Source organism: Aurantiacibacter xanthus, from assembly GCF_003584015.1.
Lineage (GTDB): Bacteria > Pseudomonadota > Alphaproteobacteria > Sphingomonadales > Sphingomonadaceae > Alteraurantiacibacter > Alteraurantiacibacter xanthus.
In genome coordinates this window covers 1-17,748 of record NZ_QXFM01000086.1, presented here as the reverse complement: position 1 = coordinate 17,748, position 17,748 = coordinate 1, and the positions used below count along the sequence as shown (strand labels likewise).

The 17,748-nt window shown below is 65.6% G+C and carries 14 protein-coding genes and 1 tRNA gene; 6 read left to right on the top strand and 9 right to left on the bottom strand.

Annotated features, from left to right (window positions below):
* The first annotated feature begins 91 nt into the window (after window positions 1–91).
* Complete coding sequence (locus D2V17_RS09510; RefSeq protein ID WP_119592595.1) at window positions 92–1,348, top strand: IS701 family transposase; 1,257 nt, start codon at window positions 92–94, stop codon at window positions 1,346–1,348.
* A 569-nt stretch (window positions 1,349–1,917) separates the two neighbouring features.
* On the top strand, window positions 1,918–2,454 hold the full coding sequence (locus D2V17_RS20950) for a hypothetical protein (RefSeq protein ID WP_147367321.1): 537 nt from the start codon (window positions 1,918–1,920) through the stop codon (window positions 2,452–2,454).
* On the opposite strand, the gene D2V17_RS21960 is transcribed toward D2V17_RS20950, so the two are convergent.
* The 4 genes from D2V17_RS21960 to D2V17_RS09490 all read right to left on the bottom strand — a co-directional run bounded on the left by D2V17_RS21960 (window position 2,394) and on the right by D2V17_RS09490 (window position 5,169).
* Window positions 2,394–2,582 carry an Arm DNA-binding domain-containing protein gene (locus tag D2V17_RS21960; protein ID WP_342767837.1) on the bottom strand — a complete coding sequence of 63 codons (189 nt, stop codon included), beginning with the start codon at window positions 2,580–2,582 and terminating at the stop codon, window positions 2,394–2,396. The two genes, D2V17_RS20950 and D2V17_RS21960, sit on opposite strands and share 61 nt — an antisense overlap.
* A gap of 160 nt (window positions 2,583–2,742) precedes the next feature.
* Window positions 2,743–2,818: transfer RNA gene (locus tag D2V17_RS09500), tRNA-Thr, on the bottom strand.
* 70 nt (window positions 2,819–2,888) lie between these two features.
* Window positions 2,889–3,830 carry a hypothetical protein gene (locus D2V17_RS09495; protein ID WP_119592745.1) on the bottom strand — a complete coding sequence of 314 codons (942 nt, stop codon included), beginning with the start codon at window positions 3,828–3,830 and terminating at the stop codon, window positions 2,889–2,891.
* Window positions 3,831–3,852: 22 nt separating this feature from the next.
* Complete coding sequence (locus D2V17_RS09490; protein WP_119592744.1) at window positions 3,853–5,169, bottom strand: replication-associated recombination protein A; 1,317 nt, start codon at window positions 5,167–5,169, stop codon at window positions 3,853–3,855.
* A gap of 107 nt (window positions 5,170–5,276) precedes the next feature.
* On the opposite strand from D2V17_RS09490, the gene D2V17_RS09485 reads away from it, so the two are divergent.
* Entirely contained in the window at window positions 5,277–6,014 is a 738-nt protein-coding gene (locus D2V17_RS09485; RefSeq protein WP_119592743.1) for a PadR family transcriptional regulator, read from the top strand.
* 3 nt (window positions 6,015–6,017) lie between these two features.
* Here D2V17_RS09485 and D2V17_RS09480 read toward each other — a convergent pair whose 3' ends face one another.
* Together D2V17_RS09480 and typA are read right to left on the bottom strand one after the other, a co-directional pair.
* Window positions 6,018–7,184, bottom strand: coding sequence for a glycosyltransferase family 4 protein (locus D2V17_RS09480; protein ID WP_119592742.1), 1,167 nt, complete (start codon window positions 7,182–7,184; stop codon window positions 6,018–6,020).
* A gap of 194 nt (window positions 7,185–7,378) precedes the next feature.
* On the bottom strand, window positions 7,379–9,199 hold the full coding sequence (gene typA / locus D2V17_RS09475) for a translational GTPase TypA (protein ID WP_119592741.1): 1,821 nt from the start codon (window positions 9,197–9,199) through the stop codon (window positions 7,379–7,381).
* Window positions 9,200–9,503: 304 nt separating this feature from the next.
* Here typA and D2V17_RS09470 point away from each other — a divergent pair, with 304 nt between their 5' ends.
* Together D2V17_RS09470 and D2V17_RS09465 are read left to right on the top strand one after the other, a co-directional pair.
* Complete coding sequence (locus D2V17_RS09470; RefSeq protein ID WP_119592740.1) at window positions 9,504–12,182, top strand: TonB-dependent receptor; 2,679 nt, start codon at window positions 9,504–9,506, stop codon at window positions 12,180–12,182.
* A 131-nt stretch (window positions 12,183–12,313) separates the two neighbouring features.
* Window positions 12,314–12,754: a DUF805 domain-containing protein gene (locus tag D2V17_RS09465; RefSeq protein ID WP_245978648.1), complete on the top strand. Its 441-nt coding sequence runs from the start codon at window positions 12,314–12,316 to the stop codon at window positions 12,752–12,754.
* Window positions 12,755–12,804: 50 nt separating this feature from the next.
* On the opposite strand, the gene D2V17_RS09460 is transcribed toward D2V17_RS09465, so the two are convergent.
* Complete coding sequence (locus D2V17_RS09460) at window positions 12,805–15,315, bottom strand: ABC transporter permease (protein WP_119592738.1); 2,511 nt, start codon at window positions 15,313–15,315, stop codon at window positions 12,805–12,807.
* Window positions 15,315–16,022 carry an ABC transporter ATP-binding protein gene (locus D2V17_RS09455; protein WP_119592737.1) on the bottom strand — a complete coding sequence of 236 codons (708 nt, stop codon included), beginning with the start codon at window positions 16,020–16,022 and terminating at the stop codon, window positions 15,315–15,317. Before D2V17_RS09455 ends, D2V17_RS09460 begins: the two co-directional genes overlap by 1 nt.
* A gap of 153 nt (window positions 16,023–16,175) precedes the next feature.
* Between D2V17_RS09455 and D2V17_RS09450 the strand changes: the two genes are divergently transcribed.
* Window positions 16,176–16,790, top strand: coding sequence for an arylesterase (locus D2V17_RS09450; protein ID WP_245978647.1), 615 nt, complete (start codon window positions 16,176–16,178; stop codon window positions 16,788–16,790).
* A 148-nt stretch (window positions 16,791–16,938) separates the two neighbouring features.
* On the opposite strand, the gene D2V17_RS21325 is transcribed toward D2V17_RS09450, so the two are convergent.
* Window positions 16,939–17,748 (bottom strand): DNA replication/repair protein RecF (locus D2V17_RS21325; protein WP_119592735.1); only part of this gene is annotated, 810 nt, incomplete at its 5' end.

Here is a 17,748-nt window from a genome sequence, read left to right as displayed (position 1 = left end):
TAGCACTACTTTGGCAGAAATCTGATTTTTGGGATTCCCAAGGTGGGATTCCAGTGATTCATAGGGAGCCAGCTTTTCGAAGGGGCTGGCGATGGATACGGATTGGCGTGGCGAACTGGACGAGTGGTTGGCACCGTTTGTAGCGGCGTTGCGACACAAGACGCGTGGCCGGATGTGTCCGGCGTATATCGCGGGACTGATCGGCCCGGGGGATCGCAAAAGCATACAGCCGATGGCCGCCCGGACAGATGATGTCAGCTACGATCGGCTGCATCATTTCATCGCCAGCGGCGTGTGGGACGAAGCACCGCTGGAGGCAGCTCTGCTCGCCGAGGCCGACCGGCAGGTAGGCGGCGAGAAGGCCTGGCTGATCATCGACGACACGGCGCTGCCCAAGAAGGGGCGCCATTCCGTCGGCGTGGCGCCGCAATATGCGTCGGCACTGGGCAAGAATGCCAACTGCCAGACGCTGGTGTCGGTGACGCTGGCATCTGGCGAAGTCCCCATCATGGTCGGCCTGCGCCTGTTCCTGCCCGAGAGCTGGACCGGAGACGTGGCCCGCCTGGAACGGACTGGAGTTCCTCTCGATTGCTGCCCCTACAGGACCAAGCCCGAGATCGCGCTCGCTGAGATCGATCGGGTCGGCGCTGCGGGTGTTCGTTTCGGCTGTGTCCTGGCGGATGCGGGCTATGGCATGTCCGCACCGTTCCGACAGGGGCTGAGTGAGCGCGGGCTTGCATGGGCGGTGGGCATACCTTTCAGACAGAAGGTCTACCCCGCCGATGTTGGGATGATCTTCCCGATCGCTGGAAGAGGTCGCCCTCGCAAGAACGCCATCCCCGACGCAAAATCGATATCCGCCAAGGCAATGCTGGAGATGGCAAGGTGGCGCAAGGTGAGTTGGCGGCGCGGGACCAAAGGGCCACTCTCGGCGCGGTTCGCTGCCGTTCGCGTGCGTGTCGCCGATGGTCCGCCCCAGCGCATCCGGGACATGGGTGCGCAACATCTGCCCGGCGAGGAGGTGTGGTTGGTCGGGGAGCATCGCTCGACTGGCGAGCGCAAATACTACCTCTCCAACCTGCCTGCCAGCACGCCAATCAGGCAGCTTGCCGGCGCCATCAAGGCCCGCTGGGTCTGTGAGCAGGGGCATCAGCAACTCAAGGAAGAACTCGGCCTCGATCACTTCGAGGGTAGATCATGGAAGGGGCTGCACCGACACGCGCTGATGTCCATGATCGCCCTGGCCTTCTTGCAGACCCAGCGCCTCAAGCAGGCCAAGGGGGAAAAAAAGGACTGCCGGTCCGCCTCCACAGCCGAGCTTACCAGCGATCAGACAGGCCATCATTGACCGCTTCTCCAAGCCACCGGATCGGCCATGCCCGCACTGCGGTCGCTGCATATCTGACCCGACACCAGAAAATCTGCCAAAGTAGTGTTAGACTAGATTGCTCAAATCGTACCAACTCAACTCGCGCTTCCGGTCCATAGGCCTCTGGCTGTTGGATGGCTCTCTCAATCGCGCTTAGGAAAGATGCCACAACGCCAGCAGAAATGAAGCCATTCGTTGGCACGTAAAGAGTATATTCGAGCGGCTCAGCGCTCGGCTCTGTAGCGAAGTCGTCCATCTATCACCCCTGCATTAGACGTGATCATCGTGTATGAGGACGCATCCATTAGCAAGTGCAGTTGGCTCATGATATTGTCAAGTTAAGGAGTAAGAGCAGGTTCAACAGAGCGCTTGCCGAGGCTAGGTTTTGGTCAACTATGCGGCCTGACTCCCGTCGACTGTCGGGCTCGTCGTTGTTCTTGAGAGTAGACGTTAGTTTCCATCGGATAGTCGCGATTAGTGGTCTGGGACCGGTCGTTTTCGCGCGTTCCTGTTCCTTGGATCGCTAAGGTTCGCAGCGTCTTCTTGAGGTGGCGGTAGGCCGCAAGTTCGCCCGCGAAGCCGAGAAGGGCGCGCTGCTGTTCGGAACTGTATTCGGGATCCTTGGTCCGCTTCCGCCCCCTTTGGTTTCCGCCGCCCCCACCAACGCCAGAAGCCAGCGGCGGGAGGTTCGCTTCGCCCGATCTCTTCTGAAATTCCTTCGATTCGAAGGCGGCATCAAGCGCCTGCGCTACCAGTTGGAACCTTCCCTCCAGTCCACCATCGACGTCGGTGGTTCCGAACGTCACCGGCCGCTTCTGCTTCTGGATTTCCAGGCGATCCTTTTCCTCCTTCTCCCTTCGCTCTTGGAGATCGTTCTCGTCGAGACCGAGCTGTCCAAGATCGAGAGTGGGCTTCATTCCCGTGGACCACAGTCCAGCCCTGCTCAGAACCCCAGGGAGTGCATTTTGCGTAAGAACCTCAAAATCGAGAAGGCCCGAGGCAACCGCCAAGCGGGCGATCTTCTCTACATTCGAGATGAGGAGCTTTCGGTTGGCGTCGCGCACTTCCTCAAGCAATGGTTCTGAGCTCGGGCCGGGAGACGCCAGCTCTTCACACCGGAGGGCAAGACGAGCAGATGGAGACCGCCATCGTCGAATAGCTTGACCGGGCGCTCGCTCGGTTTCGCGTTCTTGCATTCGGTGACGGTCAGCATTCGGTGCCCCCAACTCGGAATTCTGGTGCCCTGACAATGCCCCCAGAGGCGAGGCGCTGCATGGGCACGCCAATGCACGGCGGTAGACGCTCGTATTGTTAGAAAATGGCGGTTTGGCAAGGTGTTGGTGCTTGCCAGAAGACCCCAGAAGACTGGGAAATGGTGCCGGCTGCAGGAGTCGAACCCGCGACCTGGAGATTACAAATCAACTGCTCTACCAACTGAGCTAAGCCGGCGTACCTTATTGTCTGCCCTACCGCTTCGCTGCTTGAGGGCATTTGGGCAAGTCAGGCGCGGCCCTTTGCCCTAGCCGGCGCCAAAGGTCCAGCCCTCGGTGCGCGCAATTTCCTCCGTAAGACCCACAGGGTGCCACAAGTGCTCGCGCAAGGCCGCGCGGCGCAGCCATGCGGCGGTGAGCAGGGCATCCGATTGGTGGTCGCTGATCGGTCCGCAGCCTGCCACCGGCGCAGAGCCGACCTCGGGGTGAGCCAGCGCTTGGTTCAAGTCCTCATAGCTGCGGATCTTGGTGGCCGAGGCCTTGCGCCCCACCGCCAGCGCGGGGATCGCGGTGTACATCTCCACCAGCAGCGAACCCTCACCGGGATCGGCGTCGAACGGCCAGACCGGCAGCGTGCCGCCAAGTCCGTGCAACACCCGCATCCCCGTCAGCGAGGCTTTGCCGACCTGTCCGCTGCCCACCAGCTTGAAATTGCTGTGCGGACGGCAGCCCATCGCGCGCTGGGCATGTTCGGTCACCCGCAGACGGCCGTTGCGGTGTTCGGCGCCGTCGCAGCGGTAGTGCGCGCCCATCTTTGCGCCGTGGTGGAAATACTCGCGCAACTGAGGGTGGGCGACGAAGCTGGAGGCGGCGAGGTGCTCGTCCTTGCGGCAATAGTGTTCGACCAGTCGCCACAGCGCCTTGGCATCGGGCGGGGTCTCGGCCCAGCCGGGGAAGAACGCCCCGCAATCGGCAAAGGCGAGCGAGGTGCCCAGATCGAGGCCGACCAGCGTCGCCTCGGGCAGGCCGTGCCTGAGCAGGTCCAGCACGTCGCGGCGTGACCAGCCCCCGACTGGCGGCGCGTTGAGCACTGGCGCTGCATCACCGAGCCCGCATGAGGCCACCGCAATCGAGCTGTGCCGCTCCCCCTTCGCGCCCGACCAGTCGATGGCGACGAAGTGGCGGAAGCGTCCTTCGAGACGGCCTCTGCCTGCGGCTTCGGCCTCCTCAGGACGAACGGGGGTACTCATTTTCAGCTTGTCCTGAGGTGCGTCACGAACGCTCCTCGCGCAGCCGCTGCCAGTAGTCGAGCCGCTTGCGCACCTCGCGCTCGAACCCGCGCTCGACCGGTTCGTAAAAGGTCTGCGGGGTCATCTCGTCGGGCCAGTAGTTGTCGCCCGAAAACCCGTCTTCGGCATCGTGATCGTAGGTGTAGCCCGCGCCGTAGCCGACCTCTTTCATCAGCTTGGTCGGTGCGTTGACGATGTTCATCGGCGGCATCAGGCTGCCCGTCTCGCGGGCGGAGCGCGAGGCCGCCTTATAGGCCTTGTAGGCCGCGTTCGACTTGGGCGCGGTGGCGAGATAGATGCAGGCCTGCGCCAGGGCCAGCTCGCCTTCGGGGCTGCCGAGGAACTGGTAGGTCTCCTTCGCCGCCACGCACTGGGTCAGCGCGGCGGGGTCGGCCATGCCGATGTCTTCCACCGCCATGCGCACCAGCCTGCGGGCGAGGAACAGCGGCTCTTCGCCCGCCACCAGCATCCGCGCCAGATAGTAAAGCGCCGCCTGCGGATCGGACCCGCGCACCGCCTTGTGCAGCGCGGAGATGAGGTTGTAGTGCCCCTCGCGGTCCTTGTCGTAGACCGCCACGCGGCGTTGCAGGAACTGGCCCAGTTCGCCCGGGCCAAGCGGCGCGGTGATCTTCGCGGCGTAGAGCGTTTCGGCCTGATTGAGCAGGAAGCGCCCGTCGCCATCGGCGCTGGCGACCAGCGCCTCGCGTGCCTCGGCGGTGAGGGGGAGGGGGCCTTCCAGCTCCTCGGCCTTTTCGAGCAATCGCGCCAGCGCCGCCGCATCGAGCCGGTGCAGGATCAGCACCTGCGCGCGGCTCAGGAGCGCGGCGTTGAGTTCGAAACTGGGGTTCTCTGTCGTCGCGCCGACCAGCGTCACCACCCCGCTTTCGACGAAGGGGAGAAAGCCGTCCTGCTGCGCGCGGTTGAAGCGGTGGATTTCGTCCACGAACAGCAAGGTGCGCTGGCCGCTGGCGTCCTTCATTTTTCGCGCCGCCTCGAAGGCTTTCTTCAGGTCCGCGACGCCCGAAAAGACCGCGCTCACCGCCTCATAGCGCATGCCCACGCTGGCGGCGAGCAGACGGGCAATGGAGGTCTTGCCCGTGCCGGGCGGCCCCCACAGCACCATGCTGGAGAGCTTTCCTGCCGCCACCATGCGTCCGATCGCGCCCTCGGGGCCGGTCAGGTGCTCCTGCCCGATCACTTCATCGAGCGCGCGCGGGCGCAGGCGTTCGGCCAGCGGGGCCTGATCGTCGGGCGTTGAGGCCGGGGCGGGGGTGGGGTCGTCTTGAAACAGGTCGCTCATCGCTTCCGCTATGTAGCGATGGCGCAGACAATTGCATCCCGGCTCTTGAAAGCGATCCCCTAAGATATATCTTTCTATATCGTGGGATGCTTTTTCAGGATAGACCAATGACCAACGACAATCGTAACCGTGACGATGACCGCGACGACGAATATGGCGAAGGCGACGACTTCGCCGGGCGTGGAGGCAGGCCCCGGCGGCATGGCCGAGGTGGGGACTCTTTCGGCATCGAAGGCGTGCTCGGGCCGGACGGCATCTTCGGGCCGCAGGGCCTGTTCGGACCCGGCGGACTGCTCGGTCAGGCGGGCCGGCGCGGCGGCATCAACATCAACCTCGGTGGCGGCAAGGGCGAGCATCGCGGACGCGATCATGGCGGCCCGCGCAGGCGCAAGATGTTCGCTCCCGGCGAGCTGCGGCTGGTGCTGCTGGCACTGATCGCGGAGGAGCCGCGCCACGGCTACGACTGCATCCGCGCGATGGATGAGGCCACCGACGGCGCCTATACCCCGAGCCCCGGCGTGATCTACCCGACGCTGGCCATGCTCGCCGACGAGGGCCTGATCGCCGCGCAACCGAGCGAGGACGCGCGCAAGGTGTTCGAGGCGACCGAGGCGGGCCACGCCGAACTCGCGGAAAACGCCGAGGAGATCGAGGCATTGCTCGAACGGCTCGGCAAGCGCGGCGAGCGGGCTCGGGCGGCCAAGTCCTCCGACATGATGCGCGCGCTTGGCAACCTTGCCAGCGTGCTCACCAACCGTGCAGCGGCGGGCCGGTTCAATTCCGAGAACAAGGAGCAGATCGTCGACCTGATCGACGAACTCGCGCGCAAGATCGAGAAGCTCTGAGCCTCAGGCGGCGGCGCGCTCTGCCAGCAATTGCCGGTAGATCGCGCCGACCGCGAGGTTGATCGTTTCCCAGTCGTAGGCCTTGGCGGCCTCGGCTGCGGCGGCCCCGTGCGCCTTGCCGAGCGCCGGATCTTCGCAATAGGCGGCCAGCGCGTCGGCAAAACCGGCGATGTCGGTCGGATCGACCAGCCGTCCGGTGCGGCCATCTGCCACCAGTCCGCTGGAGCCAGTCGCCTTGGCGGCCACCACCGGCACGCCCGAGGCCATCGCTTCGAGCGTGACATTGCCGAAGGTCTCGGTGACGCTGGGGTTGAACAGCATGTCCATGCTGGCAACCGCGCGGCCCAAGTCTTCGCCCGCGAGGAACCCGGCAAAGGCGGCGCCGGGGGTGTGCTCGGCAAACCAGCTCTTCGCCGGGCCTTCGCCCACCACCATCACCTGATGCGGCACGCCGCGCTGGCGCAGCTCGGCCAGCGTTTCGGCAAACACGTCGAGCCCCTTTTCGAGCACCAGACGGCCAAGGAAGCCGATCACCGGCGGCTCATCGGCAAGGCCGATAGAGCGCCGCCATGCCAGATCGCGCGCACCGGGGTTGAATATCTGCTTCTCGACGCCGCGTGACCATACTTCCACCCGGTCGTTCATGCCCTGCTCCTTGAGCACGCCGATCATCGTCGGGCTGGGGCAGAGCAGGATGTCACAGCGGCGATAGAGTTTGCGCAGCCACGCCTCGACCAGCCCCTCGGCAAAACCGAAGCCGTAATAGCGCGGGTAGGTCTCGAACCGGGTGTGGATCGTGCAGACGACCGGCTTGCCGTGCCTGCGGCCCCAGGCCACGGCCTGCCGCGCGGCGCGGTCGGGGCTGGAGATGTGGATCACTTGCGGATCGAACTTCTCCAGATCAGCGCGCACCTTCGCTGAGAGCCCGGTGGGAATGCGGTATTCGCTGCGACCGGGGATGGCGAAGCTGGGGATCGAGACCAGCGGCCCGGTCGGCGGGAACGGCGGGTTGGGAATGGTGGGCGAGTAGACGCGCATATCCGCGCCATGCTCCATCAGCGTGCCCACGAGGCGGTTCTGCGCCTTGTTGGCGCCATCGCGCACGTAGTTATAGTTGCCGCTGAACATCGCAACGCGCAGGCCGGCAAGATCGGGTCGGGTATCTGGCATTGCGGGCCGCCTTACGCGAGCCGGACGGATATGGCGAGAGGTTGCGGAAAGAGGGGCATCCGTTCGTCCCCCTTTCACTCCCCTCCCCACGGGGAGGGGGTGGGGGTGGGGGCTCGACGCTCGCTGCGTGAGCTCGGCCCCCCCCCATCCCAACCCTTCCCCAAGGGGAAGGGCTATGACCTACAAGCTAACAATCAGTCTTCGTTCTTGCGCGAGTGCCGCTTGCGCTCGTGCGGGTCGAGGTAGCGCTTGCGCAGACGGATCGACTGCGGGGTCACTTCGACCAGTTCGTCGTTCTGGATGTAGGCGATGGCCTGTTCCAGCGTCATCCGGCGGGGCGGGGTCAGGCGGATGCCGTCGTCCTTGCCGCTGGCGCGGAAGTTGGTCAGCTGCTTCGACTTGAGCGGGTTGACCTCAAGATCCTGCGGCTTGGCGTTCTCGCCGATGATCATGCCTTCGTAGAGCTTCTCGCCCGGCTTCACGAACAGCACGCCGCGCTCTTCGATGGTGTTGAGCGCATAGGCCTGCGCATCGCCCTGTTCCATCGAGATCAGCACACCGTTGAGACGGCCTTCGATCTTACCCTTGTAGGGGCCATACTTCTCGAACAGGCGGTTCATGATGCCGGTGCCGCGCGTATCGCTCAGGAATTCGCCGTGGTAGCCGATCAGGCCGCGCGACGGAGCCGAGAAGATGATGCGGGTCTTGCCGCCGCCGCTCGGGCGCATGTCGGTCATCTCGGCCTTGCGCTGCGCCATCTTCTCGACGACGGTGCCCGAGAATTCGTCGTCCACGTCGACCACGACCGTTTCATACGGCTCTTCGCGGCCATCGGGGCCATCGCGGAACAGCACGCGCGGACGGCTGATCGACAGCTCGAAGCCTTCGCGGCGCATGTTCTCGATCAGCACGCCGAGCTGCAATTCGCCGCGGCCCGCCACTTCGAAAGCGTCGCGTTCGGCGCTCTCGGTGATGCGGATGGCGACGTTGGTTTCGGCCTCGCGCTCCAGACGGTCGCGAATCACGCGGCTCTGCACCTTGTCGCCTTCGCGCCCGGCATAGGGGCTGTCGTTGACCGAGAAGGTCATCGACAGGGTCGGCGGGTCGATCTCGGAGGCGGCGATCGGTGCGGACACTTCGGGCGCGCACAGCGTGTTGGACACGGTCGCCACGGTGAGGCCGGCGATGGCGACGATGTCGCCCGCCTTGGCGCTGTCGACCGGTACGCGCTCAAGGCCGTCATAGGCGAAGACCTTGGTGGCGCGGCCCGCTTCGACCTGGTTGCCGTTCACATCGAGCGCCTTGATCGGCATGCCCACTTCGAGTGTGCCGCTCTCGATGCGCCCGGTGAGGATGCGGCCGAGGAAGTTGTCGCGGTCGAGCAGGGTTGCCAGCATCGCGAACTCGGCGTTCTCGTCGAGGCCCGGGGCCGGGACGTGGTCGCGAATCAGTTCGAACAGCGGTTCGAGCGTGCCTTCGCGCGCATCCGGATCGGTGCTGGCATAGCCGTTGCGGCCCGAGGCATAGAGCACGGGGAATTCGAGCTGCTCGTCATTGGCTTCGAGCGCCACGAACAGGTCGAACACCTCGTCGAGCACTTCGGAGTGGCGGCCATCGGGGCGGTCGATCTTGTTCACGACCACGATCGGCTTGAGGCCGAGGCCGAGCGCCTTGCCGGTGACGAACTTGGTCTGCGGCATCGCGCCTTCCGAGCTGTCGACCAGCAGGATCACGCCATCGACCATGCTGAGGATGCGTTCCACCTCGGCGCCGAAGTCGGCGTGGCCGGGGGTGTCGACGATGTTGATGCGCAGATCGTTCCAGACCACCGAAGTCGGCTTGGCGAGAATGGTGATCCCGCGTTCCTTTTCGAGGTCGTTGCTATCCATGGCGCGTTCTTCGACGCGCTGGTTGTCGCGGAAGGTGCCGGATTGGCGGAACAGCTGGTCGACGAGCGTGGTCTTGCCATGATCGACGTGTGCGATGATCGCGATGTTGCGAAGCGCGGAGGACATTGACGAGTTTTTCCCGGGTTGACGGACGCAATCCGTGCTGCGCCTGCGAAGAGTTGAGCGCCCGTAGACGATAGGGCCGCCGCCTGCAAGTCGTGCATTGACCCACTGTCGCCTAACGTATAGGTTAACTGCATGACCTAAACTGTGGCTGGCGCGCAACAGGTGTCCATTCAATCACTTGGCGTCTGTCACAAGGTCAATTGTGAAGGCTCTGTTTCAAAGTTATTGTGATCGGTAATATTCGGTCGCCCGGCGGTACGCGCAACAACAGGCGCGATCCCCGGCAGGAGAGGATGGAAGATATATGACCACCAAGTTTGTCGGCCGTTCGGGTATCTCGCGTCTGGTACTGTGCGGGGCTTCGGGCCTTGCGCTGTGCGTTCCGGCGCTTGCTCAGGCGCAATCCACCAGCACCGCCAGCGATATTGCCTCGGGCAATGCCATCGTCGTCACCGCCACCAAGCGTGAGCAGACCTTGCAGGAAGTGCCGGTGGCGGTCACCGTCACCACCGGCGAGGTGCTGGAGCGTGAGCAGATTCGCGACCTCAAGGACTTGCAGGCGATCGTCCCGTCGCTGCGGGTGAGCCAGCTGCAAAGCTCGGCCAACACCAATTTCATCATCCGCGGCTTCGGCAACGGCGCGAACAACGCCGGGATCGAGCCTTCGGTCGGTGTGTTTGTCGACGGCGTCTATCGCAGCCGCTCGGCCTCGCAGATCAACGATCTTCCCAACGTCAGCCGCATCGAAGTGCTGCGCGGGCCGCAGTCGACGCTGTTCGGGAAGAACGCCTCGGCCGGCATCATCTCGATCGTCACTGCCGAGCCGAGCTTTACGCCGGGCGGCAATCTCGAATTCTCCTACGGCAACTTCAATGCCGTGGTCGGCAAGGGCTACCTGACCGGCCCGATCAGCGACAACATCGCCTTCTCGATTGCGGCGGGCGTGAACAAGCGCGACGGTTATATCGACGATCTGGGCACCGGCTCCAGCACCAACGACCGCGATCGCTGGTTCGTGCGCGGGCAGGCGCTCTATGACAACGGCGAGAACGTGAAGTTCCGCCTGATCGCCGACTATTCGAACCTCGATGAAAACTGCTGCGCGGTCGTGAATGTGCAGCCGTCGAGCTATACGCAGGCGATCCGGCTGATCGGCGGGCAGGTCAACACCCCGGCGGCGGCCTTCGACGACAAGGTCTACAACAACTTCGCCTCGACCAACGATGTGACCAACCGCGGCATCTCGGGCCAGCTCGACTACGATCTCAACGACAACCTGACCTTCACCTCGATCACCGCCTATCGCGAGACGCGCGGCAAATTCGTGCAGGACGTCGACTTTACCTCGGCCGACCTGTTGCAGCGCTACAACGATCAGGAGTTCAACACCTTCACGCAGGAAGTGCGCCTGACCGGCGACTGGGATCGTCTCTCGGGTCTGGTCGGGATGTTCTACTTCGACGAATCGGTGAAGGAGAACCAGCGGGTCGCCTATGGGCAGGACTTCCGCCCCTTCGCCAACGTGCTGACCAACCAGCTTCTCGGCCAGTCGCTGACGCAGGCCGAAGGTCTGCTGGGCCAGCTCAATTCGGGCAATCCGGCCGAGTTCGTGGGCACCTTCTTTGCTCCGGGCACGGTCGAATCGGGCAGCTTCACGCTCGATAACCAGGCGCTGTCGATCTTCGCCCAGCTCGATTTCGAGGTGGTCGACGGGCTGACGCTGACGCTTGGCGGCAACTACACCATGGACGACAAGACCGGCCGCACCGACTATCAGTCTGTCGGCACCTTCTCGAACCTTGATCTGGTGTTGTTGGGCAACCGGGCCATCGCGGCGCAGGGCGTGGCCACACAGGTCGGCACGGCGTTGCAGCTGGGCAGGCCCGCCACGCAGGCGGAGATTCAGGCCTTCGCCTCGGGCACCAGCCCGGCGGGCGCTGCCGGGGCCGCTGCCTTCCCGACCATTCAGGCGGGTGTTCAGGCCTTTGCCGATGCCAACGACACCAACCCGGCGGTGAACCCGCTGTTGCAGGCGCAGGCCTTGCAGAACTTCCCGCGCTTCGTGAACATTCCCAACAGCGTGGAAAGCGGCAAGACCAACGACGACAATTTCTCGTACACCGTGCGCCTCGCCTACGATATCTCGCCCGACCTCAACGTCTATGCGAGCTATGCGACCGGGTTCAAGGCCAGCTCCTTCGCCTTGTCGCGCGACAGCCGTCCGGCTCCGGGCGATGCGGCGGCGCTGGCGCAGGCGGGCCTGCTTTACAACAACCAGACCTTCGGCAGCCGCTTTGCCGGCCCGGAAAAGTCCGAAGTCATCGAGCTTGGGCTGAAGGGCAACTGGGGCCGCTACTCGGCGAACCTCACCGGGTTCCGGCAGGACATCAACGGCTTCCAGTCGAACGTGTTTACCGGGACGGGCTTCTTCCTTGCCAATGCGGGCAAGCAGCGCACCTACGGTGTCGAGTTCGACAGCACGGCCAACCCGATCGACCCGCTGACGCTGAACTTCGCGGTGACCTGGCTTGACCCGAGCTACGAGAGCTTCCCGCAGTCGCCCTTCGGCGACATCACGGGGACCACTCCGGCGGGCATCCCTGAATGGACCGTGGTGGTCGGCGGCCAGTGGGCTCAGCCGATTGGCGACAACACACTGATCCTGCGCACCACCTACCACTATGAGAGCGACGTGAAGATCGTCGAGGGTCTGCCCGGCTTCCTCGATCCGACGCTGCCCGATGGCGGCACCGCGCAGGCGCTGGCGGCGGCGGAACCGTTCCACCGCCAGGTCGACGACCTCTCGGCGTCGCTCACCTTCGTGCTGGAGAATTCGGGGCTGGAGCTGTCGGTGTGGGGACGCAACCTGCTCGACGACCGCTATTTCCAGTCGCTGTTCGACAGCCCGGCACAGCCCGGTTCGATCTCGGCCTATCCGAACCAGCCGCGCACCTATGGCGGCACGGTTCGCTACAAGTTCTGACCGCTCCCATCACGCGGAAAGGGGGGAAGGGGCTACCGGCTGGTGGCCCCTTTTCTGTTGCGCGCAAATAGTCCATGTGCGGGCCTTCATGGAAACAATGCCAAAGAGGAATTGGTATGGACTGGATGATAATGCCGCTGCGCAAATATGCGCAATTCTCGGGGCGCTCACGGCGCAAGGAATTCTGGATGTTCGCCCTGTTGAACATGATCGTCTATGCCGTTGTCTTTGCCCTGATTGGCGTAACATCGGGATTTTCCGGGTTTGTTACCGCCGATCCGGACAATATCCTCGCCGTTTACTCGGCGATGTTCTCGGGCGTCGGCACGCTTCTTCTCGTATGGGCGCTGGCGGTGTTTATCCCATCCATCGCCGTGACGGTGCGGCGGCTGCACGATCATGACATGTCGGGCTGGTGGTATCTGGGGTTCACGGTGCTGTCGATGATCCCGTTTATCGGTGTGATCGCGTCGATTGCTTTCCTCGTGATTCTGGTTCTGCCCGGAACGCAGGGGGCCAATCGTTTCGGTCCCGATCCGAAGAATCCGGGCAGCGTGGACGTGTTCAACTGATCCGGCTTGCGGAGCGGCGGGGCGAGCTGAAAGGCTACCCTGCCGCTCCGTCAAAGCGTGCGCAGGCTCTGGGCGGGCCGTGCGCGCAGCAGCGGCAGCGAGGCGCCGCTGGCAAAGCCGAGCACCAGCACCAGCCCTGCGCCCAGCACCATGATGATGCGCGGCCAGTCGGGCAGCCAGTCGAAGTCGAACATCTGCGTGATGACGAGCCAGGCGAGCCCCGTTCCCAGCGCCAGCGCAACGCCCGCCAGCACCGCAGCCAGCAGGCCGAACTCGGCCAGCAGCAGCCCGAGCAACTGGCGTCGGCTGGCCCCGAGCACGCGCAGCACCACGGTGTCATAAGTCCGCGCGGCGCGGGCGGCGGCGATGGCGCCGAGCAGCACTGCAAGCCCCGCCAGCACCGCCACTGCCGCAGCGGCGAGAATGGCCAGCGCGACCTGATCGAGAATCGCGCGCGCCTCGGTCAGGATCGGGCCGACTTCGATCACGCTGGCGCTGGGAAAGGCGTCGATCAGAAGACGGAGCAGGCCGCTGCCGCTTTTGCCTTCGGGCAAGTCGATGGTGGCGGCGAAGTTGTGCGGGGCATCCTCCAGTGCATTGGGCGAGAATACGAAGACGTTGTTGAAGCCGAGGCTCTCCCAGTCGATCCGCCGGAAACTGGTGACGCGCGCGGTGCGCTCCACACCCAGCAGCGACACGGTGATGGTGTCGCCGATCTTGAGGCCGATGGCATTGGCCAGCTCCTCGTCGACCGAAACCTCGGGTTCGCCCTTGTGGTCGGCGGCCCAGAACTTGCCCGCCGTTACCGCATTGCCCTCGGGCAGGGTCGAGGAATAGGTAAGGCCGCGCTCGCCGCGCAGGGCCCATGCGCCTTCGGGCAGCTCCTTCAGGTCTTCGACCCGCGTCTGGTTGTCTTCCGGGCCATAGGCGATCACCGCGCCGCGCAGGGTGGGGACGGCGGTCACTTCGCTGCCGGGGGCGAACTGTTCGATGGTCTGGCGGAACCGGGCGAGCCCCGCCTTGGGCACGTCGAGCACGAAATAGTCGGGCGCGCGTTCGGGCACCGAGCGGGCGATGTTCCCGGCAAGACTGGTCTGCACCGCGGCGAGCAGCACAAAGGCGGAGAGGCCGAAGCCCAGCGCCGTCACCAGCGAGCCGGTTGCCGCACCGGGGCGGTGGAGGTTGGCCAGCCCCGCGCGCAGGATCGGGTCGGACGGGCGCGGTGCTCTTGCAGCGGCATGGCGGATCGCGAGGCCGAGCAGCCACAGCAGCGCCAGCAGCACGGCGGCTCCGCCAAGGAACAGCGCCGATTGCAGCGGGGTCGGCGAGCCGATCAAGGTCAGCGCGACGATCCCCGCCAGCCCCAGTCCGACCGGCAGGGCATAGGTCTTCCACGCCCGCGCCAGCGGCGAGACCCGCGCGCGCATCAGCGCCATGGCTGGAAAATCGCGTGCCCGCAGCAAGGGCGGCGCGGCAAAGACCAGCGCCACCAGCAGCCCGAAAGCGAGCGCCCGCGCCAGCGCCAGCGGGTCGAACACCAGCCCGGTCTCGACCGGCAAGAGGTCGCCCAGCGCGCTCGCCAGCAGCGGGGTCACCGCGAAACCCGCCAGCAGCCCGGCGGCGGACCCCACCAGCGCCGCAGCCCCGATCTGCAAGCCGTAAATCGTCACGATATCGCGCGAGGTCGCGCCGAGGATTTTCAGCGTCGCAATCGCGCGGCGGCGCGCTTCGAGGTAGGAGTTTACCCCCAGACCGATCCCGATCCCCGCGATCACCAGCGCCGCCAGCCCGACCAGTGTCAGAAACTCGCCCAGCCGCGAGACGAACCGGTCGGCCCCCGGCGCGGCGCGGTCGGCGGTGCGGAAATCGTAGCCCCGGCCCGGAAACTTCTGCGCAATCGCCGCTTCCACACCCTCGCCATCGTAGGCCGAATTGAAGGCGACGCGGGTCTTGCTCTGGTACATCGAGCCCGGCGCGACCAGTCCGGCCGCCTCCGGAAGGTCAAGCGGCACGATGACCGTCTGGCCAAGCTGGAAGCCCTCTGAGAGCCGGTCGGGCTCTTCGGCGATGATCCCGCCCACGCGCACCGTGCGGGTGCCGAGCGTGAAGCTGTCGCCAATCTTTACACCCAGCCGCTCGGCCGCGCCGGGGGCGAGCCATGCCGTATCGGGCGGCGGCGCGCCGACCTGCTCGCCGCTCGCCAGCACCAGCGAGCCGACCAGCGGCCACTTCACGTCGACCGCCTTCAGCTCGACCGGGGCTGCAGCCTCGGGCGTGCTCGCCATGCCTTGCAGGCGCAGGCCCTCGGACAGGGTGCCGTACTGGCCGATAAAGGCTTTCTCGTCGTCGGTGAGCAGTCGCTGCCACACCTCGACTTCGAGGTCGCCGCCGAGGATCGTGCGCCCCTCGGCCTGAAGCTGGTTGCGGATCGCGCCGGTCAGGCTGCCGATCGCGGCCAGCGCGCCGACGCCGAGGAACAGGCACACCAGCAGCAGGCGCAGCCCCGAAAAGCGCGCCGACAGGTCACGCCGGGCAATGCCCCATGCCGCGCCGAGCCGCATCAGGCGGCTCCGACCCGCTCGTCGCTGACGATCAGCCCGTCGGCCAGCCGCACGATGCGGTCGCAGCGGTGGGCGAGGTCCTCGTCGTGGGTGATCATGACGAGGGTCGCGCCGGTCTTCTTGCGGCGGGCGAACAGCAGCTCGATGATCGCCTCGCCGGTGGACTGGTCGAGGTTGCCGGTCGGCTCGTCGGCGAACAGCAGCGGCGGGCGCGGGGCCAAGGCGCGGGCGATGGCGACGCGTTGCTGCTCGCCGCCCGAAAGCTGGGTCGGGTAATGGGTAAGCCGGTGCGCAAGGCCGACAGCGGCGAGTTCCGCCCCGGCGCGGTCCCACGCGGTCTTCTCGCCCGCCAGCTCCATCGGGGTGGCGACGTTTTCCTGCGCGGTCATGGTCGGGAGGAGGTGGAAGGCCTGCAGCACGATTCCGATCCGCCCGCGCCGAGCGAGTGCCAGCGCATCCTCGTCGAGCTTTGAGAAGTCGGCCCCTGCCACATTAAGCACGCCGGAGGATGCGCGCTCCAGCCCGGTGAGCACAGCCATCAGTGAGCTTTTGCCGCTGCCCGAGGGGCCAAGCAGCGCGAGCGTCTCGCCCGGCATCACGCGCAAGTCGATCCCGCGCAGGATCTCGGTGGCGGCCCCTCCGTCGCCCAGCGTCAGGCGCAGGTCACGGGCATCAATGACGGGCGAAGCGGTTGCAGGGCTTGTCAAAGGTGCTCCATGGCATAGCTATGGCGCATGGCTATCGCAGTGCCGCAGCGGCAAGGGAGCATCATGCGTCTGATGAAGTTCGGGATGGGGGCGGCCTCATGTCTTCTGTTGATGGCATGTGGGGAACAATCCACCGCGCCTCAAGGTGAGCAGGTGCAACAAATTGTCGCAGATGCGCCGAAAGATGCCGTGGTGGAGGGGCCGGAACGGGTGATCCTCGCCTTCGGGGACAGCCTGTTTGCGGGTTATAACCTCGAGACGGACGAGGGCTATCCCGAGGAGCTGCAGCGGGTGCTGCGCGCGCGCGGGATCAACGCGAAGGTGATCGACGCGGGCGTTTCGGGCGACACCACGGCGGCGGGTCTGCAGCGGCTGGATTTCGTGCTCGACAACCTGCCCGAGGGGGTGGACCTCGCGTTGGTGGAGCTGGGCGGCAACGACCTGCTGCGCGGCATTGCGCCCGATCAGACGCGGGCCAATCTGACGCAGATTATCGAGAAGGTGCAGGCGCGCAGGATTCCGGTGGTGCTGATGGGAATGCGCGCGCCGCCCAACGGCGGGCCGCAGTTCCAGCAGCAGTTCGACGCGATCTATCCGGCGCTGGCGGAGAAATATGGCGCGACGCTGGTGCCGTTCTTCATGCAGCCCTTGGCGGAGGACCCGTCGTTGTTGCTCGACGACCATATCCACCCCACCGCGCAAGGGGTGAAGGCGATGGTGGCGGCGCAGGTGGATACGATTGTGGGGGCCTTGCCGGCTGAGAAATAGCGAAACCGCTCGTCCTGAGCTTGTCGAAGGACTGCTTTTTCTTGCGGGTGTGCGGGAGGCCCGAAGTGAAAGACGATCCTTCGACAAGCTCAGGATGAACGGGTGTGGGGATTGGCTCAGGATGAGCGGGGGCCAAGGGGGAGAGGCCTCAAAAAGCCTCCACCGCCCCGCCATTGACCCGCCAACAGGCCGCCTCCTGCAAAATCCCCGCGAACGGCGCTGGCTCGGTCCCCGTAAGCCACACCTGCGTCCCACTGGCGCGCAGCCGGTCGAACAGCGCCTCGCGCCGGACCGGATCGAGATGCGCGGCCACCTCGTCGAGCAGCAGCACACTGGCCCGCCCGCGCGCCGCCAGCGCCGCATGGGCGAGCGTGATCGCCACCAGCATGGCCTTCTGCTCGCCGGTCGAACACTGCGCCGCCGGAGCGCCTTTACCCGCCATGGTCACCGCGAGATCGTCGCGGTGGGGGCCGGTCAGCGTGCGGCGTGCGGCGATATCGCGGCTGCGGCCCGCAGCAAGCGCCTCGGCCAGCGCGCCCGCATCGAGCGGACCGCCCGCCTCATAGACCAGCAGCGGACGGGCGAAGGGCTCATCGGGCTCGTCCTTCAACGCCTCGCCCAGAGCCTCGACCAAGGCCGCGCGGCGGCTGGCGAGCGCTGCGCCAGCCTCGGCCAGTTGCGCTTCGTTCGCCACCAGCCAGCCGCGATCCGGCCCGCGTTCGTCGGCGAGCATCCGGTTGCGCTCGCGCAAGGCGGCCTCGAACCGCCCGGAAATGCGCGCATGATCGGGGAACAGCGCGAGGGCGAGCCGGTCCATATAGCGCCGCCGCTCGCCGGGGCTGGCCATGAACAGCCCGTCCATCGCCGGGGTCAGCCAGCCCATCGCCAGCCACTCGGCGAGCGCGGTGGCGCTGGTATTGGCGCTGTTGATCCGCAGCAGGCGGCGGCCCGGACGGTC